Origin of the sequence: Kitasatospora sp. NPDC015120, from assembly GCF_043080305.1 — a bacterium.
Classification (GTDB): Bacteria; Actinomycetota; Actinomycetes; order Streptomycetales; family Streptomycetaceae; genus Kitasatospora.
The window spans coordinates 1-17,958 of the sequence record NZ_JBIBVJ010000016.1; the positions used below are offsets into that span (position 1 = coordinate 1).

At 75.9% G+C, this 17,958-nt stretch carries 16 protein-coding genes; 7 read left to right on the plus strand and 9 right to left on the minus strand.

The window, feature by feature from the left end; genetic code table 11:
• The first annotated feature begins 389 nt into the window (after positions 1-389).
• Positions 390-1,265, plus strand: a complete 876-nt coding sequence (locus tag ACF1AK_RS27800; protein WP_391501565.1) for a CHAD domain-containing protein — start codon at positions 390-392, stop codon at positions 1,263-1,265.
• A 9-nt stretch (positions 1,266-1,274) separates the two neighbouring features.
• Here the strand turns inward: ACF1AK_RS27800 and ACF1AK_RS27805 are convergent, their stop codons facing one another.
• Positions 1,275-2,087, minus strand: coding sequence for a uracil-DNA glycosylase (locus ACF1AK_RS27805; RefSeq protein WP_391501566.1), 813 nt, complete (start codon positions 2,085-2,087; stop codon positions 1,275-1,277).
• Positions 2,088-2,225: 138 nt separating this feature from the next.
• On the opposite strand from ACF1AK_RS27805, the gene ACF1AK_RS27810 reads away from it, so the two are divergent.
• Positions 2,226-3,155, plus strand: a complete 930-nt coding sequence (locus ACF1AK_RS27810) for a slipin family protein (RefSeq protein WP_391501567.1) — start codon at positions 2,226-2,228, stop codon at positions 3,153-3,155.
• 76 nt (positions 3,156-3,231) lie between these two features.
• A complete protein-coding gene (locus tag ACF1AK_RS27815; protein ID WP_391501568.1) occupies positions 3,232-3,699 on the plus strand; it encodes a CBS domain-containing protein in 468 nt (155 codons plus the stop codon).
• A 12-nt stretch (positions 3,700-3,711) separates the two neighbouring features.
• Here ACF1AK_RS27815 and ACF1AK_RS27820 read toward each other — a convergent pair whose 3' ends face one another.
• The 3 genes from ACF1AK_RS27820 to ACF1AK_RS27830 all read right to left on the minus strand — a co-directional run bounded on the left by ACF1AK_RS27820 (position 3,712) and on the right by ACF1AK_RS27830 (position 8,565).
• The gene (locus tag ACF1AK_RS27820) at positions 3,712-4,125 is read right to left on the minus strand and encodes a PaaI family thioesterase (RefSeq protein WP_391501569.1); all 414 of its coding nucleotides are present in this window, start codon (positions 4,123-4,125) and stop codon (positions 3,712-3,714) included.
• Positions 4,126-4,230: 105 nt separating this feature from the next.
• A complete protein-coding gene (locus ACF1AK_RS27825) occupies positions 4,231-7,224 on the minus strand; it encodes an FAD-binding and (Fe-S)-binding domain-containing protein (RefSeq protein ID WP_391501570.1) in 2,994 nt (997 codons plus the stop codon).
• Positions 7,225-7,551: 327 nt separating this feature from the next.
• Positions 7,552-8,565 carry a glycosyltransferase family 2 protein gene (locus ACF1AK_RS27830; protein ID WP_391501571.1) on the minus strand — a complete coding sequence of 338 codons (1,014 nt, stop codon included), beginning with the start codon at positions 8,563-8,565 and terminating at the stop codon, positions 7,552-7,554.
• A gap of 228 nt (positions 8,566-8,793) precedes the next feature.
• Between ACF1AK_RS27830 and ACF1AK_RS27835 the strand changes: the two genes are divergently transcribed.
• Positions 8,794-10,032, plus strand: a complete 1,239-nt coding sequence (locus ACF1AK_RS27835) for a threonine/serine exporter family protein (protein WP_391501572.1) — start codon at positions 8,794-8,796, stop codon at positions 10,030-10,032.
• 9 nt (positions 10,033-10,041) lie between these two features.
• On the opposite strand, the gene ACF1AK_RS27840 is transcribed toward ACF1AK_RS27835, so the two are convergent.
• From ACF1AK_RS27840 to ACF1AK_RS27855, 4 genes are all read right to left on the minus strand, one after another.
• On the minus strand, positions 10,042-10,599 hold the full coding sequence (locus tag ACF1AK_RS27840) for a GNAT family N-acetyltransferase (protein ID WP_391501573.1): 558 nt from the start codon (positions 10,597-10,599) through the stop codon (positions 10,042-10,044).
• A gap of 310 nt (positions 10,600-10,909) precedes the next feature.
• Positions 10,910-11,596 carry a lytic transglycosylase domain-containing protein gene (locus ACF1AK_RS27845; protein ID WP_391501574.1) on the minus strand — a complete coding sequence of 229 codons (687 nt, stop codon included), beginning with the start codon at positions 11,594-11,596 and terminating at the stop codon, positions 10,910-10,912.
• 505 nt (positions 11,597-12,101) lie between these two features.
• A complete protein-coding gene (locus ACF1AK_RS27850; protein WP_391501575.1) occupies positions 12,102-13,022 on the minus strand; it encodes an EI24 domain-containing protein in 921 nt (306 codons plus the stop codon).
• A gap of 195 nt (positions 13,023-13,217) precedes the next feature.
• Positions 13,218-14,672 carry an amino acid permease gene (locus ACF1AK_RS27855; RefSeq protein WP_391501576.1) on the minus strand — a complete coding sequence of 485 codons (1,455 nt, stop codon included), beginning with the start codon at positions 14,670-14,672 and terminating at the stop codon, positions 13,218-13,220.
• 267 nt (positions 14,673-14,939) lie between these two features.
• Between ACF1AK_RS27855 and ACF1AK_RS27860 the strand changes: the two genes are divergently transcribed.
• A complete protein-coding gene (locus ACF1AK_RS27860) occupies positions 14,940-16,268 on the plus strand; it encodes a metallophosphoesterase (RefSeq protein WP_391501658.1) in 1,329 nt (442 codons plus the stop codon).
• A gap of 18 nt (positions 16,269-16,286) precedes the next feature.
• Here ACF1AK_RS27860 and ACF1AK_RS27865 read toward each other — a convergent pair whose 3' ends face one another.
• Positions 16,287-16,502 (minus strand): hypothetical protein, encoded by a 216-nt coding sequence (locus ACF1AK_RS27865; RefSeq protein ID WP_391501577.1) that lies wholly within the window; start codon positions 16,500-16,502, stop codon positions 16,287-16,289.
• A 136-nt stretch (positions 16,503-16,638) separates the two neighbouring features.
• On the opposite strand from ACF1AK_RS27865, the gene ACF1AK_RS27870 reads away from it, so the two are divergent.
• Both ACF1AK_RS27870 and ACF1AK_RS27875 read left to right on the plus strand, forming a co-directional pair.
• Entirely contained in the window at positions 16,639-17,640 is a 1,002-nt protein-coding gene (locus tag ACF1AK_RS27870) for a Ku protein (RefSeq protein ID WP_391501578.1), read from the plus strand.
• A gap of 32 nt (positions 17,641-17,672) precedes the next feature.
• Positions 17,673-17,957: a hypothetical protein gene (locus ACF1AK_RS27875; protein ID WP_391501579.1), complete on the plus strand. Its 285-nt coding sequence runs from the start codon at positions 17,673-17,675 to the stop codon at positions 17,955-17,957.
• Position 17,958: the final 1 nt, after the last annotated feature.

Consider the following 17,958-nt stretch of genomic DNA (forward strand, 5'->3'; position numbering starts at 1 on the left):
CACGCCGGGTGGTGCGGTCGGTTGTGGGGCCGGTCGGTTCTTGCCGCCGCCTGGGGTGCGGCGGTTCTGCGGTGGGGGTGAGGTGGCAGGGGAGTCGGTTGGGTCGCTTTTCTGTTTCGGGCCGGGTGAGTCTGTGGTGACGGTGGAGTGGGTAGTCGGGTGGGCCGGCTTCCTGCTGCGGGTGTTCTGCTCGGAGCCGGGGTGGGCGGCGGACATGCGCCGTGGGTTCGGTGCGGGTGCGGGCGGGGTGGCGTGGGAGGTCGGTGGGGCCGACTTTTCGTTCCGTGTGCCGTCAGGGGGAGACCGTTGCCGTGGAGGGCCGGTGCGGGGTGGTGGGGGCGGGCTAGCCTGGAGGGGTGGCGGACGGCCCCGGGAGGGGGTGCAGGCGGATGGTCACCGTGGGCGAGGTGGTGCTCGGGCGGATCCGGGCGCAGGCCGAGGTGCTGGCGGGGCTGGACGAGGCGGTGCGGGCGGATCTGCCGGATGCGGTGCACCGGATGCGGGTCGCGTGCCGGCGGTTGCGCAGTGCGCTCCGCAGCTACCGGAGGCTGCTCGCGCCGGGGGCCACGGACGAGCTGGTGGCCGAGTTGCGGTGGCTGGCGGCGGCGCTGGGGCGGGCCCGGGACCGGGAGGTGCTGGGCGAGCGGCTGGCGGCGCGGGCGCGGGAGCTGCCCGCGGAGTGCGGGCCCGAGCGGGTCGCGGTGGAACTGGAGCGCTGGGGCCGGGCGGAGCACCGGCGGGTGTGGCCGGAGGTGGTGGCCGCGCTGGACAGCCCCCGCCGCCGCGCCCTGGCGGACGGCCTGGCGGCGCTGCTGGCCGACCCGCCGCTGCGCGGCAGGGCGGCCCGGGCGGCCGGTCCGGAGCTGGCCCGGGTGGCCGCGCGGGAGCAGCGGCGGACGGCGGAGCGGGTGCGGTCGGCGCTCGCGGCCGGCGAGGGACGGGACGGGGCGCGGGACGCGGCGCTGCACGAGGCCCGGAAGGCGGCCAAGCGGGCCCGGTACGCGGGGGAGACCGCCGTGCCGGTGGCGGGCCGCAGGGCGAAGCGCTACGTGAAGCGGATGAAGGCCGTGCAGGAACTGCTGGGCGAGCACCAGGACGCGGTGGTGGCCTCGGCGGCGCTGCGGGCGCAGGCGGGGGCCTCGGAGGAGGCGTTCGGCTACGGCGTGCTGTACGGGCGGCAGCTGGCGGAGGCGGAGCGGGCCCGGCGGGCGCTGCCGGAGGTGTGGGCGCGCGCCGCCCGGCGGAAGCTGCCGCGCTGGGCCTGAGCCGGCCGGTCAGTCCTCGGCGGGATCGAGTCCGGCGGTGCGGGCGGCGGTGCGGAGCAGCTCGCGCAGCATGGCGGTGCTGAGCCGGCCGGTGTTGGTGTTGCGCGGGCTCACGTGGTAGCAGCCGTACAGCTCCAGCGGCGGGCCGCCGTCCCGGGCCGGCAGGGTGACGTGGGCGCCGTGGCCGAACAGCGGCCGGGGCCGCGGGACCGTCCAGCCGGCCGCGTCGAGCGCGGGGAGCAGCGCCTGCCAGGCGAAGCCGCCGAGGGCGACGACGGCGCGCACGGTGGGGCGCAGGAGTTCGAACTCGCGGGCGATCCAGGGGCGGCAGGTGTCGCGCTCGGCGGTGGTGGGCTTGTTGTCGGGCGGGGCGCAGCGCACCGGGTCGGTGATCCGCACGCCGTGCAGGGCCAGGCCGTCGCCGTGGCGGACGGATTCGGCGCGGTTGGCGAGGCCGAGGCGGTGGAGGGAGGCGTAGAGCAGGTCGCCGGAGGGGTCGCCGGTGAAGATCCGGCCGGTGCGGTTGGCGCCGTGGGCGGCGGGGGCGAGTCCGACCAGGACGAGCGGGGCGTCGGGCGGGCCGAAGCCGGGGATCGGGCGGGCCCAGTAGTCCCAGTCCAGGTAGGCACGGCGCTTGGTGCGGGCGGTCGCCTCGCGCCATTCGACGAGTCGCGGGCAGGCCCGGCAGCCGGTGACGACGCGGTCGAGGACGGTGAGGTCCGCGGCGCGGGCGGCGGCCCCGGCGGGGTGGCGCGGGTGCTCCGGGTCGTCGGCGGGGTCCGGCGGGCCGGCGGGGTCCGGCGGAACGGGGGGCTGCGGCATGGCGTCGATCCTAGGGGCGCGGGCCGGGGTCGCCCCGGTGCGGCCGGGCAGGCGTAGCGTGGGAACCGGTGGTTCCGGCGGCCGTCGGCCGGGTCGGGCCGGCGTCGGCCGGGCTCGCTGCTGCGCGAGGAGGCCGTCATGGTCGTCGATGTGGTGATCGGGGTCATGGTCGCGGTGCTGATGGTGGCGGCCGTGGTGGGCGGGCTGAGCCTGCGGGTGGTGCAGCAGTTCCAGCGGGGCGTGGTGTTCCGGTTCGGCCGGGTGCGCGAGGAGGTCCGCCAGCCGGGGCTGGTCGCGCTGGTGCCGGTCGCGGACCGGCTGCGCCGGGTGAACGTGCAGATCGTGACGCTGCCGATCCCCGCGCAGGAGGGCATCACCCGGGACAACGTGACCGTCCGGGTGGACGCCGTCGTGTACTTCCGGGTGCTGGACCCGGTGAAGGCGATCGTCAATGTGCAGGACTACAACTTCGCGATCTCCCAGGTGGCGCAGACCTCGCTGCGGTCGATCATCGGCAAGAGCGAGCTGGACGACCTGCTGGCCAACCGCGAACCGATCAACCAGGGCCTGGAGTTGATGATCGACAGTCCGGCCCTGAGCTGGGGGATCGAGATCGACCGGGTGGAGATCAAGGACGTCGCCCTGCCGGAGGCGATGAAGCGCTCGATGTCCCGGCAGGCGGAGGCCGAGCGGGAGCGGCGGGCGCGGATCATCACGGCGGACGGCGAGTACCAGGCGTCCGCGCGGCTGTCGGAGGCGGCGGCGGTGATGAGCGCGACCCCGGCGGCGCTCCAGCTGCGGCTGCTGCAGACCGTGGTGGAGGTCGCGGCGGAGAAGAACTCGACGCTGGTGCTGCCGTTCCCGGTGGAGCTGCTGCGCTTCCTGGACAGCGCGGCCGAGACGCACCGGCGCGGTCTGGAGGAGCAGGGCGGCGGCGCCGCGGACGCGGTGGAGGAGCCGACCCTGCCCGGCATGGAGCAGCTCGAACTGCCGCCGCTGGAGGAGGTGCTGGAGCGGTCGCCGCTGGATCCGCCGGATCGCCGGGCGGGCGGCGGCGGCACGGGGTAGCGGGCCCGGTGGCGGGGCCACCGGCGCCGGACCACGATGGAGACCTGGGAGTGACAGGCACGTCAGGAGGCCGATCATGACCAATGCGGGCGACATCATGCACCGGGGCGCCGAGTGCGTGCGCGAGCACGAGACACTCGCCGCCGCGGCCAGGATCATGAAGGAGCGCGGTGTCGGGGCGCTGCCGATCTGCGGCGAGCGGCAGAAGCTGCTGGGCATCCTCACCGACCGGGACATCGTGCTCAAGTGCGTGGCCGAGGGCCTCGATCCGGCGCGGGTGACGGCGGGCGACGTGGCCCAGGGGCGGCCGATGACGGTGGAGGCGGACGAGGACGTCGAGCAGGTGCTGCGGGTGATGGAGCAGTACCGGGTGCGCCGGCTGCCGGTGATCAACCACCCGGAGCACGAGCTGGTCGGCATGATCAGCGAGGCGGACATCGCGCGCGGCATGCCGCAGGCGCGGGTGGCGGAGTTCGTGACGGCGGTCTGCGCCGAGGACCCGCCGCGCTCGAAGGAGGTGCTGGAGACGCCGCAGGGCGCGTGAGGCCGGGGCGGCTCAGGCCAGCGCGTAGACCGCGGTGGCCCGGGCCGCCTCGCCCTGCTCGCCCTCCGCGGTGAGGGTGATGTCCAGGAAGGCGATCCGCCGGCCCAGTTTGGTGACCCGGGCGTGCACCAGGACGTCCCGCCCGGTGACCGCGCGCTGGAAGTTCGTCGACTGCTGGACGGTGGTCATCGGGCCGAAGCCGCCCCGGGCCGCCGAGACCGCGATCACCGAGGCGGTGTCGGCGGCGGCCATCAGGGCCTGCCCGCAGAGCGCGCCGCCCTCCCGGGCGAGCTGCTCCGACCAGGGCAGCCGCAGTACGGCGTGGTGCTCGCCGGTCTCGGTCACCGACAGGCCGAGCGCCTGCACCCAGGGGGCGAGGTTGTCGGCGAGGATCTTGTCCGCCGCGGCGGTGGTGAGGGTGGTCATCCCGCCATTGTGACGGCCGCGCCGCGGGGCGTCAGGAGGTCGGCGCGTCAGGAGGGCCGGGGCGTCAGGAAGGCCGGTGGTCACGGCGCGGGGGGCCGGCGGGGGTCAGCGGGGGGCAGGGGGCGGAGGGGTGGGCGACGGGCGGGTGTGCAGTGCGCGCTGCATCAGTTCGGCCAGGTGGAGGGCCCGGCGGCCGTCGGCCAGGTGGGCGATCTGGGTGCGGCAGCTGAAGCCGTCCGCGAGGACGACGGTGTCGGGCCCGGCGGCCCGGAGCTCCGGGAGCAGGACCCGTTCGGCGATCGCCGCCGACACCTCGAAGTGGCCGCGCTCGAAGCCGAAGTTGCCCGCGAGGCCGCAGCATCCGGAGTCCAGCACGCGGTTGGCGACGCCCATCCGCCGCTCCACCCGGCGGTCCGCCGCGCTGCCGAGTACGGCGTGCTGGTGGCAGTGGGTCTGGGTGACGGCGTCCACCGGCAGCTGCGGCAGCGGCGCGTCGGGGGCGTACTCGTCGATGAACTCGGCGAAGGTGCGGGTCCGTTCGGCCAGCGGGCGGCCCTCGGCGCCGAGCAGACGCGGCACCTCCTCGCGCAGGGTCGCCGTGCAGCTGGGGTCGAGCCCGACGACCGGGGTGCCGGCGGGCAGGCCGGTGGCGGCGAGCGAGGCCAGGCTGCGCCGCATCACCCGCCGGGCGCCGGGGAGTTGGCCGGTGGAGTACCAGGTCAGGCCGCAGCAGACCGGGCCGGCCGGCAGCCGGACGTCGAAGCCCAGGTGCTCCAGCACCTCGACGGCCGCGCGCGGCACCTCCGGCTGCAGGTGGTCGGCGAAGGTGTCCGGCCAGAGCAGGACGGGCGGCGCGCCCGCCGGGGCCGGGCCGGTGGCGGCGCGGTGGCGCCGGAACCAGCGGGTGAAGGTCTCCGGCGGCAGGACGGGCAGCACCCGGCGCGGGTCGATCCCGGCGAGCCGCTTGAGCGCGCCGGCGGCCGGGGAACGGGCGACGGTGTTGGCGAGGGCGGGTGCCAGGGCCGCGCCGCGCAGCCAGAGCGGCAGCCGGCCCAGCGCGTAGTGCGCGGCGGGCCGCGGCCGGTGCCGGTAGTGCTGGTACAGGAACTCGGTGCGGTAGGTGGCCATGTCGACGTGGACCGGGCAGTCGCTCGCGCAGCCCTTGCAGCCGAGGCAGAGGTCCAGCGCCTCGCGGACCTCGGCCGAGCGCCAGCCGTCCGCGATCGCCCCGCCGGCCGGGCCGCCGCCGCGCAGCATCTCGGCGAGCAGCCGGGCGCGTCCGCGGGTGGAGTGCCGCTCCTCGCCGGTGGCCATGTAGCTCGGGCACATCACCCCGGTGGCGGGGTCGACGCACTTGGCGACGCCCACGCAGCGGCGCACCGCCTTGGCGAGGCTGCCGTCGTCCTGCTCGTACGGCAGGGCGAGCGGCAGCGCGCGCACCGGGCCGGTGAACCGCAGGTCGGCGTCCAGCGGGCGCGGGTCGACCAGGGTGCCGGGGCCGAGCAGCCGCTCCGGGTCCCAGATCCGCTTGAACTCCCCGAACAGGGCGATGATCCCGGGCGGGTACATCCGCGGCAGCAGTTCGGCGCGGGCCTGCCCGTCGCCGTGCTCGCCGGAGAGCGAACCCCCGTACGAGACCACCAGATCGGCCGCCTGCTCCAGGAACTCCCGGAACACCAGCACCCCGTGGGGCCGGGCGAGCGGGAAGTCGATCCTCAGGTGGACGCAGCCCTCCCCGAAGTGCCCGTACGGGACGCCGTGCAGGCTGTGCCGGCGCAGCAGTGCGCGCAGCGCCCGCAGGTAGTCGCCGAGGCGCTCCGGCGGGACGGCGGAGTCCTCCCAGCCGGGCCACGCCTCCCCGCCGCCGGGCAGCCGGGTGACGATGCCGGCGCCCGCCTCGCGCACGCCCCACAGCTGGCGCTGCTCGGCCGGGTCGGTGACCACGACGGCGGCGGCGGTGCGTTCGCGCCGGACGGCGTCGGCGATCCGGCGGGCCGCGTCCAGCGCCTCGGCCGGGGTGGCGCCGCCGGTCTCCAGGAAGAGCCAGCAGGCGCCGTCGGGCAGCCGGTCCAGGGCGGGCGGCCGGGGGCCCGCGGCGAGCAGTGCGGCGATCAGGTCGGCGGCCATGCCCTCGACGGTGAGCGGGCCGAGCGGCAGCAGCGCGGGGACGGCGTCGGCGGCGGCCGTCTCGTCCGGGTAGCCGGCCAGCACCAGGGCGCGCGCGGGCGGGTCCTCGACCAGCTTGACGGTGGCGCCGAGCAGCAGCGCGCAGGTGCCCTCGGTGCCGGTGAGCGCGCGGGCCAGGTGGTGGCCGTGTTCGGGCAGCAGCGCGTCCAGCGGGTAGCCGGAGACCCGGCGCGGCAGCGCGGGCATGCCGCGGCGGATGACGGCCAGGTTCCGGTCGGTGAACTCCTGCAGCCGGTGGTGGAGTTGTCCGGCCGGCCCGGGCAGTGCGGCGAGTGCGGCGCGTTCGCCGGGGCCGAGCGGGCCGCCGACGGTCAGCTCGGTGCCGTCGGCGAGCAGCAGGTCCAGCGATTCGACGTTGTCGGCGGTGCGGCCCCAGGCCACCGAGTGCGCGCCGCAGGAGTCGTTGCCGATCATGCCGCCGAGGGTGCAGCGGCTGTGCGTGGACGGGTCGGGGCCGAACCGCAGCCCGTACGGGCGGACGGCGCGCTGCAGGTCGTCCAGCACGGTGCCCGGCTCGACCCGCGCGGTGCGGCGCCCGGGGTCGACGTCGAGGACGGCGCCGAGGTGGCGGCGGAAGTCGAAGACCACCGCGCCGGGGCCGATCGCCTGCCCGCCGATGCTCGTCCCGGCGCCGCGCGCGACCACCGGCACCCGGTAGCGGCGGCAGAGCGCGAGCGCGGTGCGCACGTCGTCCGGGTCGGCCGGCTTGACCACGCCGAGCGGCAGCTGGCGGTAGTTGGAGGCGTCGTGGCTGTAGACGGTGCGCTCGGCGGCGCCGAAGCGGACCTCGCCGCGCAGCACCGCGGACAGCTCGCGGGCCAGATCGGTGCCGGGGGCGGTGTCGGGGCGGCTCACGGGCGGGTCCTCCCGGGCGGTGGTGCGTCCGGACGCCGGACGGCTACCGCCGATCATCGCAGCCGCGACCGGCGGGCGGTACCGGGAGAGGGCCGGCCGGGCGCCCGGCGTGTCCGGCACTGTCAGTGAAGCGCTGGGGCGACGGCGGGGCCCACCTGCACCTGCCCTGCACCGCGTCGCCACCGCCCTCGCCGCCGACGGCGGGGCCCACCTGCACCTGCCCTGTACCGCGTCGCCACCGCCCTCGCCACCGCCCTCGCCGCCGACGGCGGCACCGCGCACGTCTGAGCCCGGCCGCCGCGCACCCCGACGCCGCGCACCCCGACGGGCCCGGTGCGGGGGCGGGGGTCCGCCCCCGCACCCGAGCCCCGGCCCCTGGCGCCCTCAGCGGCGGCGGGCCGCTCCGGTGAGGGTGCCGGCGGCGATGTGGGAGAGCTTGGCGACCTCGAACGCCGGGTAGGCGCCGCCCGCCAGCAGGGAGAACTTCACGCCCTCGCGGCCGGCGGGGCGGCGGTGGCCGGGTGGCTGGAAGCGACGGTGGTGCTCGGCGGCGCGGTGGAAGAACTGGGGGCGCTCGGCGCGGGCGACGCACCCGGCGAGGTCGAAGACGAACAGGTAGTGCCGGATCATCCGGGTGAACAGCGCCTCCCGGGCGGCGTCCGGGACGTCCAGCACGTCCAGCAGCGCGAAGGTCCGCTCGTACTGCTCGAAGATGTCGAAGCTGCTGCTGCCCGGCGAGCCGGTCGGGTGCACGGTCTCCCGGCGGCGCAGCTGCACGCAGGCGCGCGGCAGCGCGCAGGCCCGGCGGGCCGTCAGCATCGCCCGGTGCACCGGCGGGATCTCCTCGTAGCGGCCGCCGGGGAAGGCCAGGCCCTGCTGCAGCCAGTGCGCCCGGGCGATCAGGCGGTCCCAGGCCAGCGCGGGCGCGCCCAGCAGCTCCGGGCGCTCCAGCGGGGCGAACACCTCCGGCCCGGCCCCGGCGAGCAGCGCCTCGGCGCCGCCGGGCCAGTCCCGCCCGCCGTGCCGGCGGGTGTGGCCGAACAGCAGCAGGTCCACCGGCCCGGTGGCGGCCAGCCGGTCGGCGAAGGAGCGCAGGGCGTCGCGGGCGAGCAGGTGGTCGGCGTCCAGGAAGAGCAGGTACTCGCCCCGGGCGTGGGCGGCGCCGGCGTTGCGGCTGACGCCGACGCCGACGGCCGCGTCGAGGCGCAGCACGGAGACCTGGGGGTGGCGGGCCGCGTAGCGGTCGGCGAGCTGGGCCGGGCAGTCGGGGGAGCGGTCGACGACCACCAGCACCTCGAAGTCGCGGAAGGACTGGGCGAGCAGCGAGTCGAGGCAGTCCGCCAGCTGTTTCTGCTGGTCATAGGCGGGGATCACGACGCTGATCAGGGGTGAGGGCATGACGCGGGAGCGTAGGAGCGCCCGGGAGCGGTGGCAAAGCCCTGACGGCCCGTAGACAGGGGCAAATACCGTCAAACCGTACGGACGTGCGCCATATCTTCACCGACTGCTCCGGGCGCGTCCACGTCATCCCCCGGACCCGCCCCGGGCCCGCTCCGACGCGCGCCGTTCCCGGCCGGCGGGCAGGCTGGAGAGGTCACCACGGCGGGACGCGGACGGAGGCGGGCCTTGGAACAGCTGACGCGGCCACCGCGGGTCGGTGAACTCACCGCCTTCCTGGCACGGCTGACCACGGTGCTGCTGCGCAACAGCGGCGAGGGCGTCGAGGAGCTGGAACCGGCCGTCGCGGGCGCCGCCCGGGCGCTCGGCGGCTCGGCGCGGCTGCTGGTCGTCCCCGAGGGCGCGGTGCTGACCGTCAGCGCCGCCGGCGGGACCAGTACGGTGACGGTCCGGGCGTTCCCCGAGGTGTTCCGCCTCGACCAGGTGGCCGCCGTCCGGCCACTGCTCGCCGACCTGGACGCCGGCCGGCTCACCCTGCCCGCGGCGGCCGCCCGGCTCGCCGCGCTCGACACCGCCCCGCCGCCGTACCCCTGGTGGGCGAAGGCGCTCGGGATCGTCCTCTTCTCGCTCGGCTTCGCCCCGCTGATGCAGCCCACCTGGTGGGAGATCGGCTCCACCGCCGTCCTCGCCTCGGCGAGCGCGGCGCTCGCCCTGGCCGCGGACCGCCGGCCCCGGCTGGGCCCGGTGCTGCCGCTGGCGGCGGCCGTCGTGGTCTCGGTGATCGCGCTGCTGGTCTTCGCCCGCACCCCGGCGCACGGCGGACCGGTGCTGATCATGCTGCCCGCGCTGTTCTTCTTCGTCCCCGGCGACTACCTGAGCGCCGCCACCGCCGAACTGGCCGCCGGGCACCTGACGCCGGGCGCGGTCCGGCTGGTCTACGCGGTCTTCCTGCTGCTCCAGCTGTACGTCGGGATCCTGATCGGACTGGCCGTCACCGGCCGCGACCGGCACGCGCTGTTCGACCTGGCGGCGGCCCAGGACCTGCCGCGCTGGGCGCTGTTCACCGCCTGGATCGTCTTCACCGCGGGCACCGTGCTGGCCTTCGCCATCCCCGCCCGGTTCGGGCCGGTGCTGCTGCTCCTGGTCTACCTGACGGTCGCGGCGCAGACCCTGGCCACCTGGCTGGCCGGCGAGGTGGCGGGGACCTTCGCCGCCGCGGTCGTCCTCGGCGCCGCCGCGACCCGGCTCGCCGCCCGCCCGGGCGCGCCGCCGCGGCTGCTCCTGCTGCTGCCGGGCTTCTTCACGCTGACCGTCGGCTCGCTCGGCATGCGCGGCCTCACCGATCTGGCGGGCGGTCACCCCGTCGGGGGGTTCCGCGACCTGGTGGAGCTGGTCACCCTGGTGACCGCGATCGCCGTCGGCCTGCTGGCGGGTGAGGTGGCGGCGGCCGTCCGGCGCCGCCCCTGACGGGATCGTTCAGACCCTGCGGGCGGACGCCGCCCGCGCCCCGACGGGTGCGCCGGCCAGCTCGCGGACGTACCGGTCGAGCGCGCTCCCGGGCGGCTCGGGCATCCGCCCCGCGTACCGGAAACCGGCCCGCCGGGCCACCGCCGCCGAGGCGTGGTTCTCCGGGTCGACCCGGATCACGCCCTCGCGCGCGCCCTCCTGCACCGCGTACCCGCACACCAGGTGCACCGCCCTGGTGACCAGGCCCCGCCCGCGGAAGGCCGGGTAGAGGCCGTAGGCGATGTTGACCTGCCCCGGGCCGAGGCAGGGCATGGCGAACCGCAGGTCGATCGTGCCGGCGAGCACCGGCTCCGGCCCGGTCCGGATCCCGAACACCCGGGCCGGCCCCCGGTACACCCACTGGGCGGTGCACCGGCGCACGTACTCCTCGGTGCCCGCCCGGGTGCTCGGGCCGCCGTTCAGCCACCGCACCAGCAACTCGTCCTCGCCCGCGAGGTGCGCGTCGATGTCCTCGGCCCGGAACGGCGTGAGCGTGACGACCCCGTCGGAGAGCCTCACCTGGTCCATGGGCCCCACTCTGGCGCCCCGGACACCCGCGGGACCACCGGGATTTCGGCCGACCTGCGGGCCGGCCGCACGGCCCGCACGGGGAGCGCGGGGTCCCCGCACGGCCCGTACGGGGACCACGGCCCTCCGCGCCACCGGGCTCCCGCCGGCGCCGCGCGCGGAGCGGGGCGTCTGCCGCACGCCGTCCGCCGTCACGCGGCGTTTGCAGGCCGGCGTGCGGCGCGATCCGTTCGGGTGGCCTGCGCGGTGTGCCGTGAGCGTGCGGGCGGGTCGCCCGGGGGCCCGTCGCGGGGGAGACGGGCGGGTCGGCTCAGTACCAGTGGTGGGACTGCCAGAACGCCCAGGCGCCGCACGGGCTGCCGTAGCGGGAGTTCATGTAGGTGAGGCCCCACTTGATCTGGGTGACCGGGTTGGTGCGCCAGTCGGCGCCGGCCGAGGCCATCTTGGAGCCGGGCAGGGCCTGGACCAGGCCGTAGGCGCCGGAGGACGGGTTGGTCGCGGTGACGTTCCAGCTGCTCTCGCGGGACACGATGTTGTTGAAGCACTGGAGCTGGCCGGCCGGGACGATCTGGGCGGCGATCTCGCGCGGGCTGCCGGAGTAGGACGGCTTGCTGTTCAGTGCGGAGCGCCCCTGCGAGCGGGAGACGGCGGCCGAGGCGTCCGCCTTGGCCTTGGCGTCCGCCTGGGCCTTCGCCTCGGCCTCGGCCTGGGCGGCGGCCTGCGCCCGGGCGGCGGCGTCCGCCTCGGCCTGCGCCTGCGCCTGCGCGGCAGCGGCGGCGGCCTGGGCCTCGGCCTGGGCCCGGGCGTCCGCCTCGGCCTGCGCCTGTGCCGCGGCGGCCTGCGCCTGAGCCGCGGTGTCGACCACCGCGGCGGCGGGGGCCTCGGCGACGGCGGTCCCGCTGTCCGGGACGGCCAGGGCGGCGGTGGCCGCGCCCGCGACCACCACGGTGGCGATTCCGGTGATCAGCGAGTTGCGGCGGGCATGGCTGAGCTGCATGAAGCGGACGATCCTTTTCCGTCGGGGTGTCGTCGGGGTGTCGTCGGGGCGCCGTCGTGGGCGGGTCGGGCGCCGCCCGGGGGCAGCGGCCTGCGGCGGCGTACGGGGCCGGCCGCGCTGCCCGGCGACGGGCCATTCTTGGCAGAGCCCGGCGGGGGCGGCAAAGCGCTCGACTACGACGGGCGGTAGTGGAGCCGGGGGGCCCGCAACGGCGAAGCGCCCGGCCGGGGCCGGGCGCTTCGTGGAGATTTGTCCGTTTCCATGGATCGATGGCCGAACCGGCCGACCGCCGATGAACCGACGGTCCGAACCGGCCCGCCGCCTGCGTCGTTCCGCTCCGGCGCCGCCCGCCCACCCGGGCCGCCGTCCGGCGGACGGCGCGCCGCGGACCGCGGCAGGGGCGCGGCCGCACGCCCGGCCACTATCGGCGGCAGTAGACCGCCCGGCCCGTGTGGGGGGCCTCACACGCGGGCGGCGGCGGGCCGGACCCAGGGTGACGGGGTGCTCACGCGCTCCGGTGCGGCCGGGGCTCCGCCGGCGGCGGGGCGGCGGCGTACGGGTTGCCTTCCACGGGCCGCCGCGCGCCGTACTCCGGCAGCTCCGGGACGGCCGTCGCGTCCGGCCGCTCGCCGTGCTCGCCCTGGCCGCCCTGCTCGTCGCCGTCCTCCGGCGACGGCCGGGGCTCCTCCTCGACCGGTACCAGGTCGCGTGCCAGCAGCGTCGCGCCGGCCACCGCGCCGGGCATGGCGATCACCGTCACCAGCGGGACCAGGAACCCCAGCACCAGCGGCACGCCGAACCCGAGCGCCAGCCCGAGCCGCCCGCGCAGCAGCCGCAGCCGTTCGCGCTGCGGCACCCCGCGCCGCTGCAGGCCGACCGAGGTCAGCTCCAGGGCGAGGAAGAAGCCGGAGACCAGGAAGCCCAGCACCGGCACCACGGTCTGCCCGACCACCGGGACGAACCCGGCCGCGAACAGCAGCACGCCGAAGCCGCCGGCCCGTACCAGGACGAAGAGGCTGTCCCGGGCCGCCACCACCAGCTCGCGCCAGAGCGGCACCTCCGGCGGGGTCGGCGCACCGCCCTCGGTCTCGTCGACCTTCTCGCAGAGCGCCTCGTAGAACGGCTGGCCGACCAGCAGGGTGACCGCGGTGAAGGTGAGCACGGACAGCAGCAGCCCGCCGACGAGGACCACCGCGGCGAGCGTGGTGCGCAGCAGGTCCTGCCAGAGCGAGGACCAGGAGTCGGCGAACGGGGTGGCCCACGCGGCGATGTCCCCGGCCCAGCCGCCGAGGAGGAACAGCGCCACCGCGTAGCCGGCCAGCGTGATCAGCGCCGGGATCATCCCGAACGCCCACCAGCGGCCGTGCCGCCCCACCCACTTCTGGCCCTTGGCCAGGTACCCCATCCCCGCTGCAAGATCTCGCATGAGGGGAAAGAGTAGGGGGCGGCGCGTCGCCGGGTCATGTCCGCCGCGTCACGGAACGGCACCGGAAGGCGGGACCGGAGACCGGCACCGGAGAGCGTCACCGGGAACGGGAACGGCGCCGGGAACGGGACCGGGCCCGGGAGCCTCCGCAACGGCTCCCGGGCCCGGTGTCCGCGGGCGGTCCTGCGATCCGGCTCAGGATGCCGGTGCCACCGCCGCGGCCCGCCGCCGACGGCCCACCACGGCCGACGCCGCCAGCACGATCGCCGCGGCGACCAGCGACAGGTACATCTGCTTCCGACCGTCGGCGTCGGTGAACATGTACGCCACCACGAACCCGATCATGCCGATCGCGGCCCAGGTGAGGTACGGGTACAGCCACATTCGGACGGTCAGCCGCTCCGGGCTCTCACGTTCGAGGATCCGGCGCATCCGCAGCTGGGAGAAGCAGATCACGAGCCACACGAAGAGCGCCACAGCGCCGGACGAGTTGAGCAGGAAGGCGAACACGGTGTCCGGCGAGGTGTAGTTGAAGAACACCGCCACGAAGCCGAAGACCACCGAGGAGAGGATCGCCACCCGCGGCACGCCGCGCTTGGTGACCGAGGCGAAGGCCTTCGGCGCGTCGCCGCGCTGTCCGAGCGAGAAGGCCATCCGGGAGGCGGTGTACATGCCTGAGTTGAGGCAGGACAGCACGGCCGTCAGCACGATCACGTCCATCACCCGCCCGGCGCCCGGGATGCCGACATGCTCCAGCACCGCGACGTACGGGCTGCCCTTGACGGCGGCGGAGTCCCACGGCAGCAGGGTGACCACGAGCAGGATCGAGCCGAGGTAGAAGATCCCGATCCGCCAGATGACGCTGTTGGTCGCCTTGCTGACCGCCCGCTCCGGGTCCTCGGACTCGCCGGCGGCCAGGGTGACGATCTCGCTGCCCATGAAGGCGAACACGACGGTGAGCATGCCGGTGAACACCGCGCCCACGCCGTGCGGCAGGAAGCCGCCGTGGCCGGTCAGGTTCTCGGCGCCGACGGCGTGGGTGCCGGGCAGCAGGCCGAACACGGCCAGCGTGCCGACCACCAGGAAGGCGGCGATCGCCACCACCTTGATCCCGGCGAACCAGAACTCGAACTCGCCGTAGGAGGCGACCGAGCCGAGGTTGGTGGCGGTCAGCACGGCCATCACGATCAGTGCGAAGGCCCACTGCGGCACACCGGGCATCCAGGTGTTGAGGATCTTCGCGCCGGCGGTGGCCTCGACGGCCAGCACCACGACCCAGAAGAACCAGTACAGCCAGCCGATGGTGAACCCGGCCCAGCGGCCGAGCGCCCGGTCGGCGTACGCCGAGAAGGAGCCGCTCTGCGGGTCGGCCGCGGCCATCTCGCCGAGCATCCGCATGACCAGGACGACCAGCACACCGGCCAGCGCGTAGGAGAGCAGGATGCCGGGGCCGGTGGTGGCGATGCCCGCGCCGGAGCCGACGAACAGACCCGCGCCGATCACGCCGCCGATGGCGATCATCGACAGGTGGCGGTTCTTGAGCCCGGCCTTGAGCTGGCCGTCGCCGCCGTGGCCGTGGCCGGGTGAGCGGCCGTTCTTCGGGGGTCCGGCCGGGGAGGAACCGGCCTGGGTGGTGGTGTCCGCACGCATCGTGAGGGTGCCCTGTGCCTTTCCAGCGCGGCCTGACCCTCGGCTCGAACGCCGGAGGGTGGGGGACGGATCCGCGCATTGCGGTGCAACCTAGCCGCTCCCTCCGGCTATCGGAACAAGGCACCGGCAACTGTTCGGTGAGCGGACGCAAAAGCCCTGGTCAGCCCGGGTGGAAAGGTCACCCGGAAAGCTCAAATCTGACGCAGCGACAGCACGTTGGGGCCCCGCGGCGGGGTTTGTCAGGCGGCCGTCCATACTGTCCGCGTGATGATCGTCCTCGTGGTGCTCGGCGCCGTCCTCGTCCTGGCCCTGCTGGCCCTCGTCCACTGGTACCTCTGGCGCCGGCTGGTGCGCGACGTCTCGGTGCCCGGGGGCGGCTGGCGCCGGACGGGCACGGTGCTGGCCGTCGCGCTGCCGCTGCTCTCGCTCGGCGCGCTGGTCGGCGGGCAGGCGTTCCCGATGGCGGTCCAGCGCTGGTTCGCCTGGCCGGGCTACCTCTGGCTGGCGGTGCTGTTGTACCTGCTGCTCGCCCTCGGCGCCGGCGAGCTGCTGCGGCCGCTGCTGCTGCGCCTGCCGGCCCGGCGGGCCGCACCGGCCGCACCGGCCGCACCGGCCGCACCGGCCGCACCGGCTGCACCGGCTGCACCGGCCGCACCTGCCGCAGCGGCGGGACCGGGCGGATCGGACGGACGCCCCGCCCCGGCCGCGCCGGCCGTGGAGGAGGCCCCCGCCGGGCCGGATGACGCACCGTCAGCGGCCTTCGCCCCCTCGCCGGAGCGGCGCCTGTTCGTCGCCCGGGCGGTCGCGATCGGCGCCTCCGGCGCGGCGGCGGCCGTGGTCGGCACCGGGACCTACGGGGTGCTGCGCGGCCCGCGGCTCAAGCAGGTCACCGTCCCGCTCGCCAAGCTGCCGGCCCGCGCCCACGGGTACCGGATCGCCGTGGTCAGCGACATCCACCTCGGGCCCGTCCTCGGCCGCGCCCACACCCAGCGGATCGTCGACACCATCAACGCCGCGAGGCCCGACCTGATCACCGTCGTCGGCGACCTGGTCGACGGATCGGTGCCCGAGCTCGGCCGCGACGCCGAGCCGTTGGCGCAGCTGCGGGCCCGCGACGGCGCCTACTTCGTCACCGGCAACCACGAGTACTTCTCCGGCGCGGCGCCCTGGGTGGACTTCGTCCGCGAGCTGGGCGTCCACCCGCTGCAGAACGCCCGGGTCGAACTGGGCGGCTTCGACCTGGCCGGGGTCAACGACATCGCGGGGGAGCGCGAGGGCGACGGCCCCGACTTCGGCAGGGCGCTCGGCGACCGGGACCCGTCCCGCACCGCCGTCCTGCTCTCGCACCAGCCGGTCACCATCCACGACGCCGTGCGGCACGGCGTCGACCTCCAGCTCTCCGGCCACACCCACGGCGGGCAGCTCTGGCCGGGCAACTACCTGGCGGAGCTGGCCAACCCCACGGTCGCGGGGCTGGAGCGCTACGGCGACACCCAGCTCTACGTCACCCGCGGCGCCGGGGCCTGGGGGCCGCCGGTCCGGGTCGGCGCGCCGTCCGACATCACGCTCGTCACGCTGGCCTCGCTGCGGGCCTGACCCCGCGCGCCCGGGCCGTCACGCCTCGGTCACCTCCAGCTGGACGATCCGCCCCGCGTCGGCCGCCCGCCCGGTGAGCCGGGCGGCCAGGACCGCCGGGATGTCGGCCTCCTGCGAGTACCCCGGCACCACCGTGACCTCGGCGCGGCGCACCTCCGGCTCGCCGGCCAGCGCGTACCGCACCCGGTACGTCGTCGCGGCCGGCGGCGGGGCCGGCCCGGTCCTGTGCCCCATGCCCCCATCCTCCCAGGGACGCCGGGCGGCATCCTGTGGCCGAACGGGGCAAACCCGGGCAAAGTGGATAGCCCCGGGCCCGGACCGCCCGGGACGGCGTGACACCACCGGGACGGCTCCGGGAAGGAGCGACCCCATGCAGACCACCTGGAAGGGGACGATCAGCTTCGGTCTGGTCTCCATCCCCGTCCACCTCTACTCCGCCACCAAGGAGCACGACCTCCCGCTGCACCAGGTGCACGCCCGGGACGGCGGCCGGGTGCGCATGAAGCGGTACTGCGAACGGGAGGAGAAGGAGGTCCCGTACGCGGAGATCGCCAAGGGCTACGAGTCCCCGGACGGCCGGACCGTCACCCTCACCGACGAGGACCTCGCCGACCTCCCGTTGCCCAGCAAGAAGATCATCGACGTGCTGGCCTTCGTGGACGAGGGCGAGATCGACCCGCTGATGTTCTCCAAGGCCTACTACGTCGGCGTCGCCGACAAGGCCGCCGCCAAGCCCTACGCGCTGCTGCGCGACGCGCTCGTGGAGTCCGGCCAGATCGCCGTCACCAAGATCGCGCTCCGGACCAGGGAGTCCCCGGCGGTGCTGCGGGTGCACGACGGCACCCTGGTGCTCCAGACCTGCATCTGGCCCGACGAGGTCCGCCCGGCGGCCGGCATCGCGCCGGAGGAGAAGGTCACCGTGCGGCCGCAGGAGCTGAAGATGGCGCGCTCGCTGATGGAGACCCTCTCCGAGGACTTCGACCTCGACCAGCTCCACGACGACTACCAGCAGGCGCTCCAGCAGGTGATCGAGGCGCGGCTGCAGGGCGTCGAGGTGCCGCACGAGGAGGAGGCGGGGGCGGCGCCGGACAACGTCATCGACCTCATGGAGGCGCTGCGCAGCAGCCTGCGGCAGGCCAAGGACGCCCACCCCGGCCGCGCCCGGGCGGACGAGGCCGGGGAGACGGGGGCCGGGGAGTCCGGGGAGCCCGCCGAGGAGAAGCCGGCCCCGCGCAAGCGGGCCGCCGCCAAGAAGACCGCGGCGGCCGAGCCGGCCACCGCCGCCCGGAAGACCACGAAGTCCGCCGCGAAGAAGTCCGCGACCCGGAAGACCACGACCCGGAAGACCGCCACCCCCCGGAAGGCCTCGTGACCTCCCCTGACACCCCCCGGAGGCGATTCCCGATGGACCTCATCACCTACAAGGCCCTGGACACCGGCCCCGACGCGCCGGAGCACCCGAGCCGGGCGCACCGGGCCCTGCACTGGCTGTGCAGCCTCACCCCGACGGCCGTCGTCTTCATGGTCGGCCTCTCGCTCGGCCTCGGCGCCGTCGCCTCCCAGGTCACCTGGCTGCCGATGCTGGTGATCTTCAGCATCGTCTGGGGCGCCACCCTGCTCGCCCTGGCCGGCGTGTTCGTCCGCTGGCGGACCTCCCTGCCGGCCCGGCACCGGGCGGCCGTCGCCTGAC

Excerpts from the sequence above, each read along its gene's own strand:
- ACF1AK_RS27800 (WP_391501565.1), top strand. The coding sequence starts at position 390 with ATGGTCACCGTGGGCGAGGTGGTGCTCGGGCGGATCCGGGCGCAGGCC.
- ACF1AK_RS27805 (WP_391501566.1), bottom strand. The coding sequence starts at position 2,087 with ATGCCGCAGCCCCCCGTTCCGCCGGACCCCGCCGGCCCGCCGGACCCC.
- ACF1AK_RS27810 (WP_391501567.1), top strand. The coding sequence starts at position 2,226 with ATGGTCGTCGATGTGGTGATCGGGGTCATGGTCGCGGTGCTGATGGTG.
- ACF1AK_RS27815 (WP_391501568.1), top strand. The coding sequence starts at position 3,232 with ATGACCAATGCGGGCGACATCATGCACCGGGGCGCCGAGTGCGTGCGC.
- ACF1AK_RS27820 (WP_391501569.1), bottom strand. The coding sequence starts at position 4,125 with ATGACCACCCTCACCACCGCCGCGGCGGACAAGATCCTCGCCGACAAC.
- ACF1AK_RS27825 (WP_391501570.1), bottom strand. The coding sequence starts at position 7,224 with ATGATCGGCGGTAGCCGTCCGGCGTCCGGACGCACCACCGCCCGGGAG.
- ACF1AK_RS27830 (WP_391501571.1), bottom strand. The coding sequence starts at position 8,565 with ATGCCCTCACCCCTGATCAGCGTCGTGATCCCCGCCTATGACCAGCAG.
- ACF1AK_RS27840 (WP_391501573.1), bottom strand. The coding sequence starts at position 10,599 with ATGGACCAGGTGAGGCTCTCCGACGGGGTCGTCACGCTCACGCCGTTC.
- ACF1AK_RS27845 (WP_391501574.1), bottom strand. The coding sequence starts at position 11,596 with ATGCAGCTCAGCCATGCCCGCCGCAACTCGCTGATCACCGGAATCGCC.
- ACF1AK_RS27850 (WP_391501575.1), bottom strand. The coding sequence starts at position 13,022 with ATGCGAGATCTTGCAGCGGGGATGGGGTACCTGGCCAAGGGCCAGAAG.
- ACF1AK_RS27855 (WP_391501576.1), bottom strand. The coding sequence starts at position 14,672 with ATGCGTGCGGACACCACCACCCAGGCCGGTTCCTCCCCGGCCGGACCC.
- ACF1AK_RS27860 (WP_391501658.1), top strand. The coding sequence starts at position 14,940 with ATGATCGTCCTCGTGGTGCTCGGCGCCGTCCTCGTCCTGGCCCTGCTG.
- ACF1AK_RS27865 (WP_391501577.1), bottom strand. The coding sequence starts at position 16,502 with ATGGGGCACAGGACCGGGCCGGCCCCGCCGCCGGCCGCGACGACGTAC.
- ACF1AK_RS27870 (WP_391501578.1), top strand. The coding sequence starts at position 16,639 with ATGCAGACCACCTGGAAGGGGACGATCAGCTTCGGTCTGGTCTCCATC.
- ACF1AK_RS27875 (WP_391501579.1), top strand. The coding sequence starts at position 17,673 with ATGGACCTCATCACCTACAAGGCCCTGGACACCGGCCCCGACGCGCCG.